Raw genomic sequence first — 17264 nt, forward strand, 5'->3', positions numbered from 1 at the left:
CCGGTTCTCCAAGCTTGTGAACCGGGTGTTCGGCGCCATCACGCGGTGGTACGGGCGCAAGCTGGACCGCTCGTTGGATTACAAGGCGATCACCGGCCTCTTCGCGGTGACGATCCTCGGGTTGGTCGGCTTCCTCTACATGCACACCTCGAAGGAACTGGCGCCTGAGGAAGATCAGGGCATCGTGTTCGCGGTGACCAAGGCGCCGAAATACGCCAACATCGACTACATCGATTTCTACGGTGAGAAGCTCGACAAGGAATTCCAGAAATTCCCCGAGACCGATCTGCGCTTCGTGCTCAACGGCATCAACGGCCCGCAGGGCGGCATCGCCGGCATGCTCCTGAAGCCTTGGGACGAGCGCAAGCGCTCGTCGATCCAGTTGAAGCCGCTGGTGCAGGCCGAGCTCTCCAAGATCGAGGGCGTGCAGGCCCTCGCGTTCAACCTGCCCCCTCTGCCAGGCGGGCCTGGTGGTCTTCCGGTGCAGATGGTGATCAACTCGACCGCGGGCTTCCAGACCGTCTATGAGCAGATGGAGAAGCTGAAGGACGCCGCCCGCAAGAGCGGCATGTTCATCGTCTCCGACAGCGATCTTGCCTACAACCAGCCGACGGTGACGGTGAAGATCGACCGCACCAAGGCCCAGGATCTCGGTATCAACATGCAGAACGTCGGCAGCGCGCTTGCGGTGCTGCTCGGCGGCAACTACGTCAACCGCTTCAACCTCGAGGGTCGTTCCTACCAGGTGATTCCGCAGGTGCCGCGCGGCAAGCGGCTCTCGCCGGAATCGCTCGGCGGCTACTACGTCACGACCAACACCGGCCAGCAGCTTCCGCTGTCGACGGTGGTGTCGATCGATACCAGGACCGATCCGAACTCGCTGACCCACTACAATCAGCTCAATTCGGCGACATTCTCGGCCGTGCCGATGCCCGGCGTGACCGTCGGTGCGGCGGTCGATTTCCTCGAAGGCGAAGCCAAAAAGCTGCCCGCGGGTTTCAGCCACGACTATCTCGCCGACAGCCGGCAGTACGTGCAGGAAGGCAATCAGCTCGCGGTCACCTTCGGTTTCGCGTTGATCATCATCTTCCTGGTGCTGGCAGCGCAGTTCGAGAGTCTTCGCGATCCTCTGGTGATCATGATCTCGGTGCCGATGGCGATCGTCGGCGCGCTGATCCCGCTGTTCTTTGGCGCGGCGACCATGAACATCTACACTCAGGTCGGCCTGCTGACGCTGGTCGGGCTGATCACCAAGCACGGCATCCTGATGGTGGAGTTCGCCAACGAGCTCCAGATGAATGAACGGCTCGACCGCCGCTCGGCCATCGAAATGTCCGCGCGTATCCGCCTGCGGCCGATCCTGATGACCACGGCCGCGATGGTGACGGGCCTGATCCCGCTCCTGACTGCGACCGGCGCGGGCGCGGCCAGCCGCTTCTCGATCGGCCTCGTGGTCGTCGCCGGCATGTCGATCGGCACGCTGTTCACGCTGTTCGTGCTGCCCGCGGTCTACGTCGTGCTGGCGACCGACCACCGCGCCGCGGCTGATTCCGAGCGGAACAAGCAGGTCAACGATCTCGATCTCGATCTTGGCTCCAAGGCGCTGCGGCCGACCTGAGGCGGGTTCAATCGAAGCCGAAAAGCGGCAATGGCAATCGCTGTTGCCGCTTTTTTGTTATGCCGTGCTAGTCTCCCGCCGGGTGTCGTTGTGCCCCAGCACGGACATCATGATGAGGCGCCGCGAATTCCTGGGCGGGCTCGGTTCTGTCACGCTGCTGCGGCCGTTTGCGGCAGCAGCGCAGGCGGGCAAGGTCTATCGGCTCGCGACAGTGACGCCGAACGCCCCGGCCACCGAAACCAGCCCGGCGGGCCAGATCCTGATCAAGGTGTTGGGCCAGCGCGGTTTCGTCCTCGGTCAAAACCTGACCTTCGAGCCGCGCGGGGCGATGGGCGATGTCGCAAAGATTCCCGGGCTGGTTGCCGAACTGAAGACGCACCACGCTGATGCCATCGTGATCATCGGCTAGCCGACCGCAATGGCTGCCAAAGCGGCGGGCATTCCCACCGTGACGGCCAGCGGTCGCTTCCGTCCTTGAACGGGGAAGCGTGGTTGGGCGTACATTGCTCGATGGCATGACGGTCCACGTCCCGGATGTGCAGGCCGACCCCGAATTTGCGCCCTCGTCCGCGCGAAGGCGTTCTAACCTACGTACGATGCTTGGGGTGCCTCTGCTCCGAGAGGGGCTTACCGATTGGGGTGTTCGTCCTGCCGATCAGGAAGTCGGCAGTGAGATACCGATCAGCGAAACCGCCTGGAATAATTTGGCTCGCTACGGCGCTCTGGAGGGCGCGCTTCGCGAGCGGCTTGCTCGAACTCGCGGCAGCTGATTCGGGAGACACTAGGGTGCGTTTCGGTAACATTATCATCTGAGGCAATATGAGGGGGCAGTTCCGAATGGCGTTTGACAGGCGCGCCGCATCGACACAGTCCCAACGAGCGCTGAATTCACCGATCCGGCCCGTCATATTCCGCCCAACAATCGGTCGTCTCGTACACCCTCACGCTCGAGAGTTGCGCAAGGCGCAGTTTCGCGTGCTGCCAGATCCAGATGGCGATATTTTCCACCGTCGGATTTTCCAGTCCCGGGACTTCGTTCAGGCAATGGTGATCGAGCTTCTTTAGAAGAAGACCGAACGCTTCTTCCATGTTGAAGACATCCATTACGAACCCGGTGTGCGGATCGACGGGCCCGTTCAGCACGACCTCGACGCGATAGGAATGACGGTGCGTCCGATGACACGATGTGTCTGCGGGACGTTTGGAAGTCGGTGCGCTGCCTCGAACTTAAATACCTGAGATATCTTCATCTGATGCCGGGATGTTTGTGGGATTGCACGCTGATTCGACATTTCCGATGAGCGAGGCATTACGCGACGGCTTGCCGCATGTGGTCGACGGCGTCAGGGCCGTCTCGTGGGCCGAAGCAGAAATCGTCCGAGCTCCCTCTCATCGAACCGCCGGCATAGCTTCCGGCTGCGGCTACACGAATTTTGAGTTCGTGTCCGCGAGTGATGGCCAGCGCGGCGCGATTTGCTGACGCAAATCCAGTTACCACGCCGGCCGGGACCAGCAGCCTGCCGTTCGTCTCGATCGCGACAAGGAACCCGAGATCATGGAGCGCTTGCATGAGATCGTCGCCGAACCACAACTGTGGTTCTGGGCACGTTCCTTGCGTGTGCCATGCAGACGATGGAGCGTCTACTACAAGATCCGGTAGATGCCAAAGCCAACTTGTCGCCCTAGGGTCCGGCCGCGTTCCCCGCCGATCATCATCGAGGAAAAGAAATGAACGCTACCCATGAGAAGTCAACAAAGGGCAGAACGGCACAATATGACTGGCAGAACCTGGGTGGCTACCCACGAACACCTCAATCAGGATGCTTGTTGTTCTGACTTAAGAGCCGCAGAAGGCTACGATTGGCGGAGGCGTATGCCTAGGGGAAAATCGACCAACGCAAAAATCAGCTTGTGAAACGTCAAATGGATCCACGCGATCACGGCGATCGATGGGCGCAGATAAACTTATGTACACTGTGCAAGAGCAGCTCCGGCGAGGGTTGCGCTGAGTACGCGATCAGCGAATTTGGAGAAGCTCGCGACACGTTCATCCATGAATGAGCCGGATACAGAATTCGCGCTCGAGAGCGAGCGAAATTTGATGCCACAGAAGAAACAGCACATCGATCTATCGGACCCGAATCTCTCAAGCCTTATCCTGCGGCTCGCCATTCCATCTGTTGTTGGGTTATCGATCCATGCGTTACAGCAGGTCGTCAATGCGATCTTTGTTGGCGCACTTGGCGCGCAGGCGATCGCAGCTGTGAGCATGACCTTGCCGATCATGGTCCTGCTCGCGGCAGCCGGACAGGGGATCGGTGTTGGAACGGCGTCCTTCATATCTCGTCATCTGGGCGCTCGTGAGTACCTAGAGGCGAGTCGAGGCGCAAGTACAGCTCTCGCGCTCACCGCTCCGACTGGTATCATAGTTACCGTCGCTCTGCTTCCAAGTCTGCCAGCGATATTCGCGACCCTCGGAGCGACTCCAACCATCATGCCCGTGGCGCTCGACTACGCGGGAACGCTTTTGTTCGGGAACACCCTGATGCTTCTAAACATCGTCAGCGGGTTCATTGTCAGAGCCGAAGGCGATACGCGATTCAGCATGTGGGCAATGCTTACCGGGTTTCTACTGAACGCTGTGCTTGACCCCGTCTTCATATTCTTGTTTGACCTTGGTGTGCGTGGCGCAGCCCTCGCCACGATGGTATCGCAGATCGCTGCTATTGGACTCTATATCGCGTATTTTACGAAGCTTGGCGGGACAGTTCTCGTCAGGATATCTCACATATCATTGCGAGCAGATCGCATCAGACAGCTCGTGTCGGTGGGCGCGCCAGCGACAATGACGAGTATCTTATCGGCACTTGCGGTTATGCTCTTGTACGGAGCTGCTGCACCGTTCGGCGATGATTCCATCGCCGCAGTTGGAATAGCTGTGCGAATCTTGATGGTCGGCGCACTGCCTATCACCGGGTTCTGCATAGGCGCTCAAGCTGTCCTGGGTTTCGGTTGGGGCGCACGCGACTATGTTCGTATTCTGAAGGCTGCGAAGTTCATGCTCTTCGTGACGGTCGCATTCTCCATCGCGTATTCTGCGGCCGTTGTGGTTTTTGCAAGGCCTTTGGTGACCCTATTTAGCGATAACGAGAATGTCGCGGAAATAGCCGTCTCGTCCTGCATCGTGTTTCATCTCTTCTTTGGACTGTTTGGGGTTCAGAGTTTCGTGACGGCAATGCTCCAGGCGTTTGGGAGAGCACGCCTCAGTGCAATTGTGGCCCTGGCGAGGCAGGGCTATCTCTTCATACCGGCCGTACTGTTATTCCCGGTGGTTGCGGGTTTCGATGGACTGTTAGCTAGTCAAGCAATCGCTGAGCTGGGCGCCGGAATGATCGCTCTGTTCGTCATGTTCCACCAGTTAGGTGAGCTCAGACGAGCGCTCCAGCACCGTGGTTCAAAAGCGATCGGGATAGCGGGTTGACCTTAGAACGGATGTCATCGAGCCCCGTCCCGGCCACCGATCTCGCAGCCGCCGCGCGCTCCTGACAAGCTCGCGGCAAGATGCGCTGCCAGTGGGCACGGATTTCGCGGGCTCGCGGGCGTGCGATCGGCACGGTCCTTTCCAGCGGTGCTCCTCGCACTCGCGGATCGCACCGGCTCGCCTAGCGGACGGATCGGGCAGTTCGGCGAGCGATAGCCGATGTGCTCCCGCTCGCCAGGCGGGGTGCCTTTTTGCGAGCTCGGTTGGCGGGGCGGCAAGGGCTCTACGCGCGAAAGGCTCGGCTTTAGCAGAGTGGGTGGTTTCTGCGCTTATGCAGGTTTGTCTCTTAACCCGGTCTTTGGAGCTGACTTGAATGCCGCCGCTATGGGTCGACACTTCGCAGGATGCTCTTGAATTTTCGCCTGCCACGATTCGCTGTTGGGCCGTCGTGGCCGCCTCGGTCAATGTCGCTTTCCTCGCATTGGTCATATTTTTGGCGTGACCGCGAGACGCAATCTTGCTGATTGGATTAGTTGTCTCGCCCACATCTGAAACGCGCAACACGCACTAGGGAGCTCGGTGCTCTGAAGCACAAGCAGTCCGATGTTTCATATCCAGCCTCAGGAGCTATCGTGACTGTCTACACTGGGCCAGGGTTTGAGATGGCCGTAAAGCAATTCGAACTGATCGCGAATTATCTGGGGGATACCAGACGACGTGAGACCCCGCCTGCTGATGCCCGAAGCGATCTGTCACGGTGTCGTGCCCAATTCACCGTGACGGCACAACGGCGGTTTTTGAAGGCTCTCGGGTGCAGCACCTTACACTTGGCCCTACTAAAGGGGCACCAGATTCGGGCCAACCGTCGACCTTGGCGAAGTTGCAGCGCTCGCGATCTGGATGAGCTGGAAGTGTGCCCTGGTCGGATTGCCATATGGCGGCGCCAAGGGCGGAATTAACGTCGACCCTTCTAGCTTGTCGAACCGTGAGCTTCAGACTCTGTCGCGCCGGTATATGCGTATATGCTGGAAATGATCCCGTTTGTTGGGCCGCACACAGATGTCATAGCTCCCGATCTTGGAACAAACGAGCAGATCATGGCGTGGTTCGTGGATATCTACTCGATGTATCAGGGCCAAACCGTCACCGAGATCGTGACTGGCAAACCTGTCAGCGCTGGCGGAACGCTCGGTCGCCGTGAAGCCACAGGTGGGGTGTGGCTCATTTGGTTTGCCGCGCAGCGGACGAGCTCAAAATCCCACTCAATGGCGCCAACAGCCGTTGTTCAAGCTTTGGAAATGTCGGTTCGATCACCGCACTCGAGCTACACAAAATGGGAGCGAAAGTGATCGCGGTCAGCGATCACACGGGCGCGCTTTATCGACCTCGGGGCTCGATATACCACAGCTGGTCGGACATGCTGCCTCGCAAGGTAGCCTGGATGGCTACTCCAGCGAGCTTGCTCTAGACCCAGGCGAGTTGCTGACGATCCCGTGTGACGTGCTTGTTCCGGCTGCCTGGAACGGTGCATCGAGGCCGAAATAGCCAGTAGGAAGGCCATCAGGAGGAGATCTTCCTCATCTCCGATATTCTCTGCAACTCGGGCGGTGTCGTGGTGAGCTACTTTGAATGGGTGCAGGACCTCCAGCGACTGTTCCGGGAAGAGGAGGAAGTCACGCGTAGGGAGTATCAACTTTTGGACCGTGCTTTCGAGCGCGTCATGCGCGCAGCAAACGTGAAAACCTGTTCAATCGCACGGCAGCCATGGCGATAGGTGTCGAGCACTTTCGCGGAGCAAAAGAAACACGCGGACCGTTTCCCTAGTAGTGTAGTCTCGCTGAATGTCTTTGTTGTCAGTTCGATATGTCGGGCCGATGACAGACCGGAGTTTCTGCACCCTAGGCCCAGGTGGGTCGCCGCCGAAGTTCACGGTGGCGGCCCCTTCTTTACTAGTGAATGAGTGCGTGCGTCTTACGAATCGCCCGTCGATCAGAATTGAACCTCGTTTTCGCCCGTCACACTTCGTGAATCGTCCTACAAGGGCAAATCTTTGCGGGGCTTGTTGAAGTTGCCGACTCCAGCCTGGCGCCGCTTCCACGTTTCTATCAGCTGCTCGACAGTATCTGACTACTATTTGGCGGCGGACTCCACCGTAAACCCGCCGCCCGCGGGCCAGGCCGGTAATGACTTCCACCTTCGAAAACGTCTCGGACGGTTCAAGGTACTTCTGCTAGGGAAACGCGTACGGCTTCAGGATGCTCGTCCAGGAAGGCTGGAGTTTGTAGCTTGACTACGGCGGGGGCCTTTTCAGTTGACCTTGTAAGAGGCCTGAAAGAACGTACCCCAGCGCTCCATGCTAAACTTCGAAAACACAGTCGCAGTGGTTCCCCGATAACAGCCTGTGCATATCGTTTCGCTGTCCTTTTGGGTCCACATTGCCCAATAGCGCCCGCCGACGCCGATGCTGAGATTATTGGTGATGAAGTAGGACAACACGCCTTCGACCTGTACACCCCCGCCTCCGTTCCCGCGTTGATCAGTGAAGGTAGTCGTCGGGCGCAAGAGATGGTGGTCGCGACCAGCGAAATCGGTCCAAGGCAGGTAAGCGACATCAGTGCTTAAACGCCAACGCTCGGTAAGCATGGTTTCGGCGCTCAGGCCGACGCGAGGTGCATTCCACTGCGTATCCTGGCTGCCAATGATTTGATCAGCGGACGCCCGGCATAGTGTCATGGGGTTGGCAATCTGCATGCATCCCATCGTGTCGGAGTTCTGGGCGTAATAGGTCCAGCCGATAAATCCGCCGAGCTTGTAGTTGGCGCCGCGCAAAAATCGTAACCTACGTCGGCCGTGTAGTACGTGAACCTCCCGTTTGCCTGGCCCGATATCGTGTTGCTATAAGAGCTGCGAGGGATGCCCCAATCTTCATCGTTGAACTTTCCTTTATCGAAGCGCCCCGATGCCCACGTTGCTCTTCAGGAACACTCCCCACAGGCTGTCAAGACGGCCAAATAATTCCCCGGAAAGTCTATCGAGGGCGTGGTAGGTGAGCCTTGATATAAGAATGTTAGGATCTTCAGTAGCGATCTCATAGGGAATAGCGCTGGCGTCCCATTGGAATCGTCCCCGGCTGACCCAGAGCCGCGATCCGCCTTCGAACGACTAACCGGCCGTGTAAGCAATCGGCGGCGCGCCGGCAGGTGCTTTCGCGTACAGCGGCGCATCGGACCATTGGGCCGCCCATGGTCCGCGCCGAAATGGTAGTTCAACCCCATCTTTCCGATGTGATAGTTGCTGGACAGGCTCGTTGTGTTCGCCGGAAGAATTGCCAACGGCGGAAGCTGCACCGTCGGAGGCGTTGCGACACTTGGCCCACCGAAATGCAGATAGTCATACTCTACTTTGACCGACCATGCAGGCGTAAGCGCTTGCTCGATGCCCAGCCCGATGATGCCACCGACCTGACCATAGTCGAAATGAGTGTTCTCCTGTGGCTGCAGGCCATTATATTCGTTGTTATTGAGCGCGTTGGCCCGATTGTATTGCCAAGCCACGCCTCGCTTGACATAGGCCAGCGTATGGCCGAGAGCGCCGAACGAGTAACCGACGCGGCCGGTCCCGGTTGCAAAGAGGTTTGGACTGCCGTGCAGTTTGCGCTCACAACAAAGCCCAAGGCGGCCAGGCAAGTATTTGTGCCATCGGAGACAGCACGGCTGGCATCTAGTTCGACGCCAAACACCCAGCCGTTCTTCTGCCAATTGTAGCCGATCTGGCCTCCTACGAGGAACACGGGGGTATCGACGACGCCGCCATAGATTGACGGACCGTAGGGATTGCTGAAGGAGGTTCGGCCGTACCCACCGCCGATGTGCCCGCCAATATAGCCTCCGGACCAGCTCCACACCACGGGTGGCAGTTTCACTTCCGGCTCAAGGTCCGCCGCTTTGGCTGCACCGCTTGCGATGAGCGCAATTGTTGTGGCTCCCGAAAGAAGAACTCCAGATTACATCCAATACTTCCCTGCATTTTCTCGGTCTACAACCGAGCGCCCTTACTTATCGCCGCAGCAAGCCGTCGGGGCGGACCAGACGCTAACGGCGATGCGCGCCGAGTCCGTCCCGAAGACCATCGCACTGCGATTGGTAATGATGACGGGACCAACGCAAACCTCGTGCCGAAGAGAGTTCGAGGCTCTGCAGGCACTCCGTAAGGTGTGTAGCGTCAAGTTGCTGACATTTGTCTCGAGACTGACAGTCTGCGCTGCTATCGTCCGACAGGACGTTGCGCTTCGAACAGTTGTCCCATCGCCCCTCAATACGCGGAACGCGCGTTAATGTAGGGCATTCAACTCCGCATCGTTCAGCGCGGTGATCGAGGAAGCGCTGCTTGGCGTCATCTGTCCCGGGGCGATCGCCGCTGCAATCGCGGCCGCCAAGAGAGCTAAGGAACGGCGGGATCAGGTGCGTGATGCTCTCCGCCGACATCATCCAGCCGTGCGCCAACTGGTGCTGATCGCCAGCGACGATCTCATTGCCGGCCTCCTCAATCGCAATGGCCTCAACACCGGCAACGGCAATCGCGTACCCGCGAGCGCGTCACATCAATGCGCTCAAACAACCACATCCCGGTGTTTAGGCCTGCCGATGGCGGAGTAGTGTGGTCGCCGCCGGGCCGTGTCCCCGTTGGTCTGCTTCACCGGCAGATCGAAATTGTACTCGTGGGGCCGGCAAAGCGCCTGTCGCGCGCCGCCCAGTTCCTCGACCTTGTCGAACACCATCTTGATCGCTTCCTGGACACGCCGATCCGGGTCTTTCACATAGCGGTCGCCGGCCTTCATGAAGCCGACGGGCGCTGCCACAACCAACTCGCCCCCGGCGCGCCTTCTATTAGCGTGCCGAGAGCGAGGGCTGGCGCAACAGATCCGGTTCGTACTCGTTGAGGCTGCCGTTGAGCCCGAGCAGCAGGCGGTCGTTTCCATGCGTCGATGCGTAGATGGTCTCCTGATCGACCAGAACCGGTATCAACCACGCGGCACATCTCGATGAGTTGCTGCCAATCCCGACTGAAGATCGTCATCGAGCGCGTGCAGGATTGCGAGCGAAGCGCGAGACCTCGAGGGCGCAAACCGCACCAACTTACCAAGGCAAACTGCGCTCAGGAGAGGCCCTTGCGGCACCGCTGAGCTGTGCGTCATAAACGGAACGCTGCCATTGTAGCTCAGCGCTCGCTTGCAGGCAGCAGACCGGTCAGCGCTTTAGCCTCGGACTTCAGAACTACAATCGCAGCCTTCCGAGCATCTGCATCAAAGCGCGTCCGAATGGCGGAGACCGAGAGGGCGCCGCGCAATTGGCCATGAACGTCGATCACAGGCACAGCTGCGGCCGCGACCTCAGGATCCCGCTCGCCGATCGAGACGTAGGAGCCACGATCTCTGACCTTCTTTCCATCGGCTGATGCAGAATCGCGGTAGGCGGTAAGAACACGGCCGGCAGCGCCGCGGTCAATCGGCAATCGCTGACCCTCTTCGAGGTGATGCCGGACCGAACGCGGAGAATTGACGCGATAAAGGCAGATGCGCTCGTCGCCCTCCGCGATGTAGAAGGATGCGGTCTCTCCGGTTGCCTCGACCAGACGATGGAGCGAGGGTCTGATCAGGTCACCGAGGTCGAGCCCGCGCTGATAGAGCGCCCCAAGGCGCCATAGCTCCGGTCCGGGTCGAAATAGCCGGTCCGTACCCCGCACCAGGAAGCCATCCGCCTCCAGAGATGCGGCAAGGCGAAGGACTGTGCTCTTGTACAGGTCAGTCGCATCCGCAATCTCCGTCAGCGTCATCGCGGCGCGCTCCGGGTCGAACGCCTTAAGGATTGCCAGTGCCCGCGCGACCGCATCAACCCCTGTTCTTACCATCGATACCTCTGGTTCTGCTGTGCAGAACCAGTAGTCAGAATGACGCTAGGAGTCCAGCCAGCTAGCGCGAGGGCCATTCTGCACATCAGAATACGATTGACTCCTCGTGAGAACGCGAGCTACTCGGTTCCAGGTGCCAGAACAAGTTCTATGGAGCGAAACAATGGGGCGGCCGGGACTTGCCGTGGACTTGCACGACGTCATGATTCGCTTTGGCGACTTCACGGCGGTCAAAAGCATGAACCTCCAGGTGGCCGAGACTGAATTCGTTGCAGTGGTGGGGCCGACCGGCTGCGGAAAATCGACCATTCTCAACACTGTCACCGGACTGCTGAAGCCCGCCGCCGGCGACGTTCGCATTTTCGGCAAGTCTCTTACGGGCCTGAACGGTCAGTCCGGCTACATGCTTCAACAGGAAGGGCTGCTGCCCTGGAAGACCGCCCAGGACAATGTCGGCCTCGGGCTCGTCTTTCAGGGCAGCTCGATCGCGAAAGCGCGCGAGCAGGCACGGCCCTGGCTCGCCAAGGTCGGATTGAAGGGATTCGAGGAGCGCTATCCGCATCAATTGTCCGGCGGCCAGCGCAAGCGCGTTGCGATGGCACAAACGCTGATCATGGAGCCCAAAATCGTTCTCATGGATGAGCCGTTCTCCGCGCTGGACGTTCACACACGCCGACTCATGCACCGCATCCTGCTCGACCTCTGGCAGGCGGACCGGCGCTCGCTCATCTTCATCACCCATGATCTCGATGAGGCGATCACGCTAGCGGACCGCGTCGTTGTGATGTCTGCCGGTCCCGCCAGCCGCATGGTTGCCGACGTCAGGATCACGCTGCCTCGTCCGCGCGATGTTTCTGCGCTGCAGACCACCGACGAATTCGTCGCGCTCTATCGTGAAATCTGGTCGCTGCTCGGCGCCGAAGTGGAGAAAAGCTATGTCACGCAGGGGTAGGGTCGCTCTCACGCAGTTCGCCATCCTCCTTGGCCTGATCCTGATCTGGGAATTGGGCGTGTGGGCCGGACTGATCGATCCCTTCTTCTTTCCGGCACCGTCGACACTTGTCGTAAGGATCGGGGAGTGGATGTCGATGGCGGACTTTTGGACCGATATTGGCATAACATTGCTGGAGACGGTCCTGTCGTTCCTGGCTGGCATCGGGATCGGCACAGCACTTGGTATCTGGCTGGGCTTAAGCCCGTTTGCTGCCGAAGTCGTTCAGCCCTTTATCAAGATGTTCAATGCAATCCCGCGGATCTTGCTTGGACCCATTTTCGTCATCTGGTTCGGATTGGGCCTCACCTCCAAGGTTGCGCTCGGCGTCACGCTGGTTCTATTCGTCGCATTCTTCAACACCTTCCAGGGCGTCCGCGAGGTCAATCCGGTCGTGCTGGCGAATGCCCGCCTGCTGCGTGCATCGAAGTCGTCCCTGCTACGGCACGTCTACCTGCCGTCCGCTACGACCTGGATTCTGTCGAGCCTGCGGGTGTCAGTCGGCATGGCCGTGATGGGAGCCGTGGTCGCCGAATATCTCGGCTCGTCCGCAGGATTGGGGCACTTAATTGCGCAGGCCGAAGGCGTCCTCGATGCGACCGGAGTGTTCGCAGGAATTGTCGTTCTCGCCGCCTTCGTCGTTGTCCTCGATGCCATCGTCGACTGCGCGGAAAAGCGGCTCCTGGTCTGGCGGCCGGCGCCTGCGCACGAAAGCTGATCGTACGCTCTCCCGCCAATCATGGAGGTTCGCATGCACGTTTCCATAAGACTGACGCCGGTCGTGGCGCTGGCCGCATTCTCGGTCATTTTGGCGCATGCCACCGAGCCCGAGAAAACAAAATTGAAGATCGCCATGGGGTCACAGATCCTCAACTATATGCCTGTCGAACTTGGAGTGAAGCTTGGCTCCTTTAAGGAAGAAGGCCTTGACGTTGCCGTCGAGAACTTCCAGGCCGGTGGCTCAAAGGCTCTGCAGGCCCTGATCGGCGGCTCCGTCGACGGGACTATCGGCTTTTACGATCACACCATTCAGATGCAGGCGCAGGGTAAACAAATTTCCTGCGTGTTCCTGCTGAACGACATTCCCGGCGTCCTGCTCGGTGTCCGCAGCGACCTCGCCGACAAGGTCAGAACCGCCGCCGACCTGAAGGGTCTCAGGCTCGGGATCACGGCGCCGGGGTCATCGACGGAGACTATGGCGCGTTACTATATCAAGAAATCAGGATTGGGTCCACGCGATGTCAACGTCATTGCCGTCGGCAGCGGCGCACCGGGCATGGTGGCGCTTGAGGCCATGAACGTCGATGCCCTGGTCTATTTCGATCCCATCGCGACGCTTCTCGCGCGCAAGAAGAGCGCGACAGCGCTGTTCGATGCGCGCACGATCGAAGGCTCAAAGCAGGCCTTCGGCGGATCCTATCCGACCGCGTGTCTCTACCTTCAGCAGTCCTTCATCGATAAAAATCCCGAAACGGTCCAGCGCCTGGTCAACGCCTTGCTCAAAACTCACCGCTGGATCAACGCAGCGCCGACGGAGCAGCTCGTCGATACGATTCCTCCTGGTTACAAGACTGACAATCGCGAGGTGAATATCGAAATCATGAACGCATCGAAAGCGCTCTTCTCGCGAACCGGGCAGATGGACATTGAGGCGGCCAAGGTCCCGCTGGCTGTCCTGAGCGACTCTGATCCAAAAATCGCTGCCGCAAAGATCGACTTGAACAAAACCTTCACCAATCGCTTCGCGGAACGCGCCGCTCAACAACTGAAATAGCTGCTCGCAGACCAAGCCCTCACCATCGGATCACCTAAGGAAGGCTTCTTCAGATGTCTCTGCCGCTCACCGGCATCCGCGTCCTGGACCTGTCGAACGTGTTAGCCGGTCCGTTCTGCGGTTATCATCTCGCGCGTCTTGGCGCGGAGGTCATCAAAGTCGAAAATCCGAACGGCGGCGACCTCGCGCGGCGCCTCGGCGCCGATCCGCAAAGGGCAGAGCGCCTGCAGGGCCTCTCTTTTGTCGCGGTGAACGCCGGCAAGCAATCCGTGGCGCTGGACTTGAAGTCGGAATCGGGCCGCGAGGTATTCTTGCGGCTCGTCAAGGAAGCAGATGTGGTGCTCGAAAACTTCCGGCCGAAGGTGATGGAACGGCTTAGCCTAGGCTTTGATGTGCTCAGCAGGCAGAACCCGCGTCTGGTGTACTGCGCGATCTCCGGCTTTGGGCAGAGCGGGCCGTGGTCCGCCCGTCCTGCCTATGACCAGATCGTTCAGGGTCTGTCTGGTGCCATGAGCGTCACTGGCGATATGGCCTCGGCTCCCCTGCGCACGGGCTTTCCGATCTCCGACACGATTGCGGGACTGACTGCTGCCTTTGCCATCGCCGCGGCTCTGGTCGACCAGCGGCATAGCGGCCGCGGTCGGTTCATTGACGTGTCCCTGCTCGAAGCCACCGTCGCAGCGATGGGATGGGTCGTCTCCAACCACCTGAACGCTGGCGTCGAGCCGCAACCCATCGGCAACGAGAACTTCACCGCGGCTCCCTCCGGCACGTTCCGCACCGCAACAGGCCTGCTGAACATTTCCGCCAACGAGCAGAAGCAGTACCAAGCCCTATGCGACCTGATTGGCCGACCGGACCTGAAGACGGATCCACGCTTTGCTGGGCGCGAGATGCGCAAGGTCAATCGCGCAGCGCTGAACACGGAGTTGAACAAGGCGTTGGGTTGCAAGCCCGCTGACGAATGGGAGACCCAAATGAATCTGGCTGGAGTCCCCGCAGGCTGCGTGCTGACGGTCTCGCAAGTTTTGCAGCAGCCACAGCTCCTCGAGCGCGGATTCGTCGAGACTTTGGCCCCAGAACAAGACGGTGCGCAGCCGTTACGAATCACGCGGCCGGGCTTCCGGCTGGATGAGGAGTTTTCGGTGCCTTCACCACCTGCGACGCTCGGAGCAGACACCGAGCGATGGTTGCAGCGGCTCGGCTATTCGTATGCGGAGGTCGAGCAACTGGTCTCAAGCCGGGCCGTCGGGACACCAAAGCAAGGAGGGGCTGATTTCCTGCCCGTCCGCGTGGCCGCGGACGGACCAATATCATGATATTCGACGGCTTGCGGCGGTTGGCAATCGGCAGGTTGAAGGGGCGGAACCGGAAATGAGCGAAGAAGAATTGCGACAGCAAGCGGCCCGCTGGTGGCGAACCTCCATCTGCGACATCGCGCCCGGTCGCATCGCCTATCGGGGTTACCCAATCGAAGATTTGATCGGCCGGATTTCCTTTCCCGCCATGATCTGGCTGATGTTGCGCGGCGATCTGCCGACGCCAGCGCAGGAGCGGCTGCTGCAAGCTGCGCTGGTCGCGTCCGTTGACCACGGTCCGCACGCGCCCTCCATCGCAATTGCGCAAATGGCGGTGAGCTGCGGGCTGCCCCTGAACGGTGCGATGGCCTCCGCGATCAATACACTCGATGACGTGCACGGCGGAGCAGGGGAGCAGGCGGTCGAACTCTACGAAGATGTGCTGCGGAGGCGCGATGGCCTAGAGATCGGCGAGGCCGCGGCCGCCGCAATCGACCATTTCACCGCAAGGCGCGGCAAATATCTGCCCGGCTTCGGCCACCGGTTTCATCCGGTCGACCCGCGCGCGGCACCGCTATTGGCGCTGGTGGATGACGCAGGTGCTGAGGGCAGTGTCAGCGGCGACTATGCCAAGGCCGCCCGCGCGATCGAGCGCGTGATGCAGCAGCGCAAGGGCAAACTCATCCCAGTGAACATTGATGGCGCGACCGCGGTCATTTATGGCGAGCTCGGCTTCGCGCCTCCGCTGGCGCGCGGCGTCTTCTGCCTGTCGCGCGCGGTCGGAATCCTGGCCCACGCCTGGGAACAGACCAGGCGCAAGGATCGTAACAAGGGACCGATGCCCAAGCAGTTTGGCTACAAATACGAGGGACAGCCGCGCCGCACGCTGGGAGGCGCGTCATGATGTATCTCGACAAGCCGCCTCAGCTGGTTGAGACCCGCGTGTTCTCGTCGATGCCGGCGGAATTTCGTCGCCCTGGTGTTTCCTCGAAATGGGCGGATGCCAACCGTGGGGCGATCCGGTGGATTGTTTCATCGAGGGGCCGTCGTTCGACAAGTCCGGGAATCTCTACGTCGTCGATATCCCCTTCGGCCGCATTTTCCGGATTTCGTGCGACGGCATCTGGTCTCTGATAATCGAATATGACGGCTGGCCGAATGGTCTGAAGATCGCACCTGATGGCCGGGTGCTGGTGGCCGATTACATGAATGGCCTCATGGAGCTCGATCCGCAGCGGGATACTATCAGCCTGCTTCTGGGGCACCGCGATTCCGAGTCCTTCAGAGGCTGCAACGACCTGCATATCGCGACCAGCGGCGACATCTATTTCACCGATCAGGGGCAAACTGGATTGCACAATCCGACCGGCCGGGTGTTCCGACTGTGTTCTGACGGCCGGCTCGATTGACCGATTTCGAACGAGTCAAGCCGAACGGGCTGGGCTCAGTCCCGACGAGGCCGTGTTGCTCGTTGCAATGACGCGCGACAACAGCATCTGGCGCGTGCCGCTGATGCGTGACGGTGGGGTTGGGAAGGTGGGACGGTTCAGCTTGTTCTTCGGGACCAGCGATCCTGACGGGCTGACGATGGATCAAAAAGGGCGGCTCTTTGTCGCGCACGCCTCCCTCGGCCACGTCTTCGTCATGGCGCCGAACGGCGAAACGATCGCCCGCATCAAGTCCTGCGCTGGGGCGACCTGCACGAACCTCGTATTGGAGGCGGCAAACGGCACATTGCTCATTACGGAATCCTCTACCGGATCAGTGTTGATGGCTGATCTCACTCACTTTCCTTGAACGTTCGCCAGCAGGAGTGACAAGGTGGTACCGAATCCTTTTACGCGACGGTCCACCGAATCAAGATGCAGGAAGGAGCCCGGTAGATGATTGGCTTGCCAGTTGCCGAGGCATTGTACTTGGCGACGAATGGATCGCATTTGTGTGCGGTGATCCGAAACTGGCGTCAGTAAGTCGCATTGTGTGGGAAGCACGAAAGAACGACTCGGCCATCGTTTGTAAGGCTGGGGTCGGGCTTCGCCCCCAACGGGTCGCGGCCGACCTGGCTCCGCGCCTTTTAGCCGGGCAGGTTTCGGCTCGCGGTCCACGAGCCTTGAGAAGACCATGGTATCGCTTCGCACCATGAAGAACGATTTGATGGCTGATACCCGCCAAGAAGGTCGAAGAGGTAATCCGCT

At 59.8% G+C, this 17264-nt stretch carries 14 protein-coding genes and 3 pseudogenes; 11 read left to right on the forward strand and 6 right to left on the reverse strand.

All coding sequences use genetic code 11. The annotated features are described in order from the left end of the window. Together IVA96_RS21540 and IVA96_RS21545 are read left to right on the forward strand one after the other, a co-directional pair. Nucleotides 1-1618 (forward strand): efflux RND transporter permease subunit (locus IVA96_RS21540; protein ID WP_247419143.1); only part of this gene is annotated, 1618 nt, incomplete at its 5' end. A 109-nt stretch (nucleotides 1619-1727) separates the two neighbouring features. Then, the gene (locus IVA96_RS21545) at nucleotides 1728-2027 is read left to right on the forward strand and encodes a hypothetical protein (RefSeq protein ID WP_247419145.1); all 300 of its coding nucleotides are present in this window, start codon (nucleotides 1728-1730) and stop codon (nucleotides 2025-2027) included. A gap of 479 nt (nucleotides 2028-2506) precedes the next feature. Here IVA96_RS21545 and IVA96_RS21550 read toward each other — a convergent pair. Then, a pseudogene (locus IVA96_RS21550) lies at nucleotides 2507-2868 on the reverse strand (6-carboxytetrahydropterin synthase). Nucleotides 2869-2927: 59 nt separating this feature from the next. Next, nucleotides 2928-3209: a hypothetical protein gene (locus IVA96_RS21555; protein WP_247419147.1), complete on the reverse strand. Its 282-nt coding sequence runs from the start codon at nucleotides 3207-3209 to the stop codon at nucleotides 2928-2930. 462 nt (nucleotides 3210-3671) lie between these two features. Between IVA96_RS21555 and IVA96_RS21560 the strand changes: the two genes are divergently transcribed. Both IVA96_RS21560 and IVA96_RS35500 read left to right on the forward strand, forming a co-directional pair. Further along, nucleotides 3672-5099 (forward strand): MATE family efflux transporter, encoded by a 1428-nt coding sequence (locus IVA96_RS21560; RefSeq protein WP_247419149.1) that lies wholly within the window; start codon nucleotides 3672-3674, stop codon nucleotides 5097-5099. 632 nt (nucleotides 5100-5731) lie between these two features. Next, nucleotides 5732-6923, forward strand: a pseudogene (locus IVA96_RS35500) (Glu/Leu/Phe/Val dehydrogenase). Nucleotides 6924-7406: 483 nt separating this feature from the next. On the opposite strand, the gene IVA96_RS21580 reads toward IVA96_RS35500, so the two are convergent. Beyond that, the gene (locus IVA96_RS21580; protein ID WP_247419152.1) at nucleotides 7407-7928 is read right to left on the reverse strand and encodes a hypothetical protein; all 522 of its coding nucleotides are present in this window, start codon (nucleotides 7926-7928) and stop codon (nucleotides 7407-7409) included. A gap of 599 nt (nucleotides 7929-8527) precedes the next feature. On the opposite strand from IVA96_RS21580, the gene IVA96_RS35860 reads away from it, so the two are divergent. Beyond that, nucleotides 8528-8863, forward strand: a complete 336-nt coding sequence (locus IVA96_RS35860) for a hypothetical protein (protein WP_346347907.1) — start codon at nucleotides 8528-8530, stop codon at nucleotides 8861-8863. 845 nt (nucleotides 8864-9708) lie between these two features. Here the strand turns inward: IVA96_RS35860 and IVA96_RS21590 are convergent. From IVA96_RS21590 to IVA96_RS21600, 3 genes are all read right to left on the reverse strand, one after another. Further along, nucleotides 9709-9957: a hypothetical protein gene (locus IVA96_RS21590; RefSeq protein ID WP_247419154.1), complete on the reverse strand. Its 249-nt coding sequence runs from the start codon at nucleotides 9955-9957 to the stop codon at nucleotides 9709-9711. A 28-nt stretch (nucleotides 9958-9985) separates the two neighbouring features. Next, nucleotides 9986-10123 carry a hypothetical protein gene (locus IVA96_RS21595; protein WP_247276702.1) on the reverse strand — a complete coding sequence of 46 codons (138 nt, stop codon included), beginning with the start codon at nucleotides 10121-10123 and terminating at the stop codon, nucleotides 9986-9988. A 193-nt stretch (nucleotides 10124-10316) separates the two neighbouring features. Then, nucleotides 10317-11006, reverse strand: coding sequence for an IclR family transcriptional regulator (locus tag IVA96_RS21600; protein WP_247276701.1), 690 nt, complete (start codon nucleotides 11004-11006; stop codon nucleotides 10317-10319). A gap of 163 nt (nucleotides 11007-11169) precedes the next feature. On the opposite strand from IVA96_RS21600, the gene IVA96_RS21605 reads away from it, so the two are divergent. From IVA96_RS21605 to IVA96_RS21630, 6 genes and pseudogenes are all read left to right on the forward strand, one after another. Continuing rightward, the gene (locus IVA96_RS21605; RefSeq protein WP_247276700.1) at nucleotides 11170-11958 is read left to right on the forward strand and encodes an ABC transporter ATP-binding protein; all 789 of its coding nucleotides are present in this window, start codon (nucleotides 11170-11172) and stop codon (nucleotides 11956-11958) included. Next, a complete protein-coding gene (locus tag IVA96_RS21610) occupies nucleotides 11942-12715 on the forward strand; it encodes an ABC transporter permease (RefSeq protein ID WP_247336973.1) in 774 nt (257 codons plus the stop codon). Before IVA96_RS21605 ends, IVA96_RS21610 begins: the two co-directional genes overlap by 17 nt. Before the next feature lie 33 nt (nucleotides 12716-12748). Beyond that, nucleotides 12749-13771 carry an ABC transporter substrate-binding protein gene (locus tag IVA96_RS21615; protein ID WP_247419157.1) on the forward strand — a complete coding sequence of 341 codons (1023 nt, stop codon included), beginning with the start codon at nucleotides 12749-12751 and terminating at the stop codon, nucleotides 13769-13771. Nucleotides 13772-13824: 53 nt separating this feature from the next. Further along, a complete protein-coding gene (locus IVA96_RS21620; RefSeq protein WP_247419159.1) occupies nucleotides 13825-15090 on the forward strand; it encodes a CoA transferase in 1266 nt (421 codons plus the stop codon). A 55-nt stretch (nucleotides 15091-15145) separates the two neighbouring features. Next, nucleotides 15146-15973 carry a citryl-CoA lyase gene (locus IVA96_RS21625; RefSeq protein ID WP_247276709.1) on the forward strand — a complete coding sequence of 276 codons (828 nt, stop codon included), beginning with the start codon at nucleotides 15146-15148 and terminating at the stop codon, nucleotides 15971-15973. Next, a pseudogene (locus IVA96_RS21630) lies at nucleotides 15970-16866 on the forward strand (SMP-30/gluconolactonase/LRE family protein). The gene IVA96_RS21625 and the pseudogene IVA96_RS21630 overlap by 4 nt, the downstream one beginning before the upstream one ends. Nucleotides 16867-17264: the final 398 nt, after the last annotated feature.

The sequence above is a fragment of the Bradyrhizobium sp. 159 genome, from assembly GCF_023073795.1.
In the GTDB taxonomy this organism is placed as follows: Bacteria; Pseudomonadota; Alphaproteobacteria; order Rhizobiales; family Xanthobacteraceae; genus Bradyrhizobium.

Excerpts from the sequence above, each read along its gene's own strand:
- IVA96_RS21545 (WP_247419145.1), top strand. The coding sequence starts at position 1,728 with ATGATGAGGCGCCGCGAATTCCTGGGCGGGCTCGGTTCTGTCACGCTG.
- IVA96_RS21560 (WP_247419149.1), top strand. The coding sequence starts at position 3,672 with ATGAATGAGCCGGATACAGAATTCGCGCTCGAGAGCGAGCGAAATTTG.
- IVA96_RS21600 (WP_247276701.1), bottom strand. The coding sequence starts at position 11,006 with ATGGTAAGAACAGGGGTTGATGCGGTCGCGCGGGCACTGGCAATCCTT.
- IVA96_RS21605 (WP_247276700.1), top strand. The coding sequence starts at position 11,170 with ATGGGGCGGCCGGGACTTGCCGTGGACTTGCACGACGTCATGATTCGC.
- IVA96_RS21610 (WP_247336973.1), top strand. The coding sequence starts at position 11,942 with ATGTCACGCAGGGGTAGGGTCGCTCTCACGCAGTTCGCCATCCTCCTT.
- IVA96_RS21615 (WP_247419157.1), top strand. The coding sequence starts at position 12,749 with ATGCACGTTTCCATAAGACTGACGCCGGTCGTGGCGCTGGCCGCATTC.
- IVA96_RS21620 (WP_247419159.1), top strand. The coding sequence starts at position 13,825 with ATGTCTCTGCCGCTCACCGGCATCCGCGTCCTGGACCTGTCGAACGTG.
- IVA96_RS21625 (WP_247276709.1), top strand. The coding sequence starts at position 15,146 with ATGAGCGAAGAAGAATTGCGACAGCAAGCGGCCCGCTGGTGGCGAACC.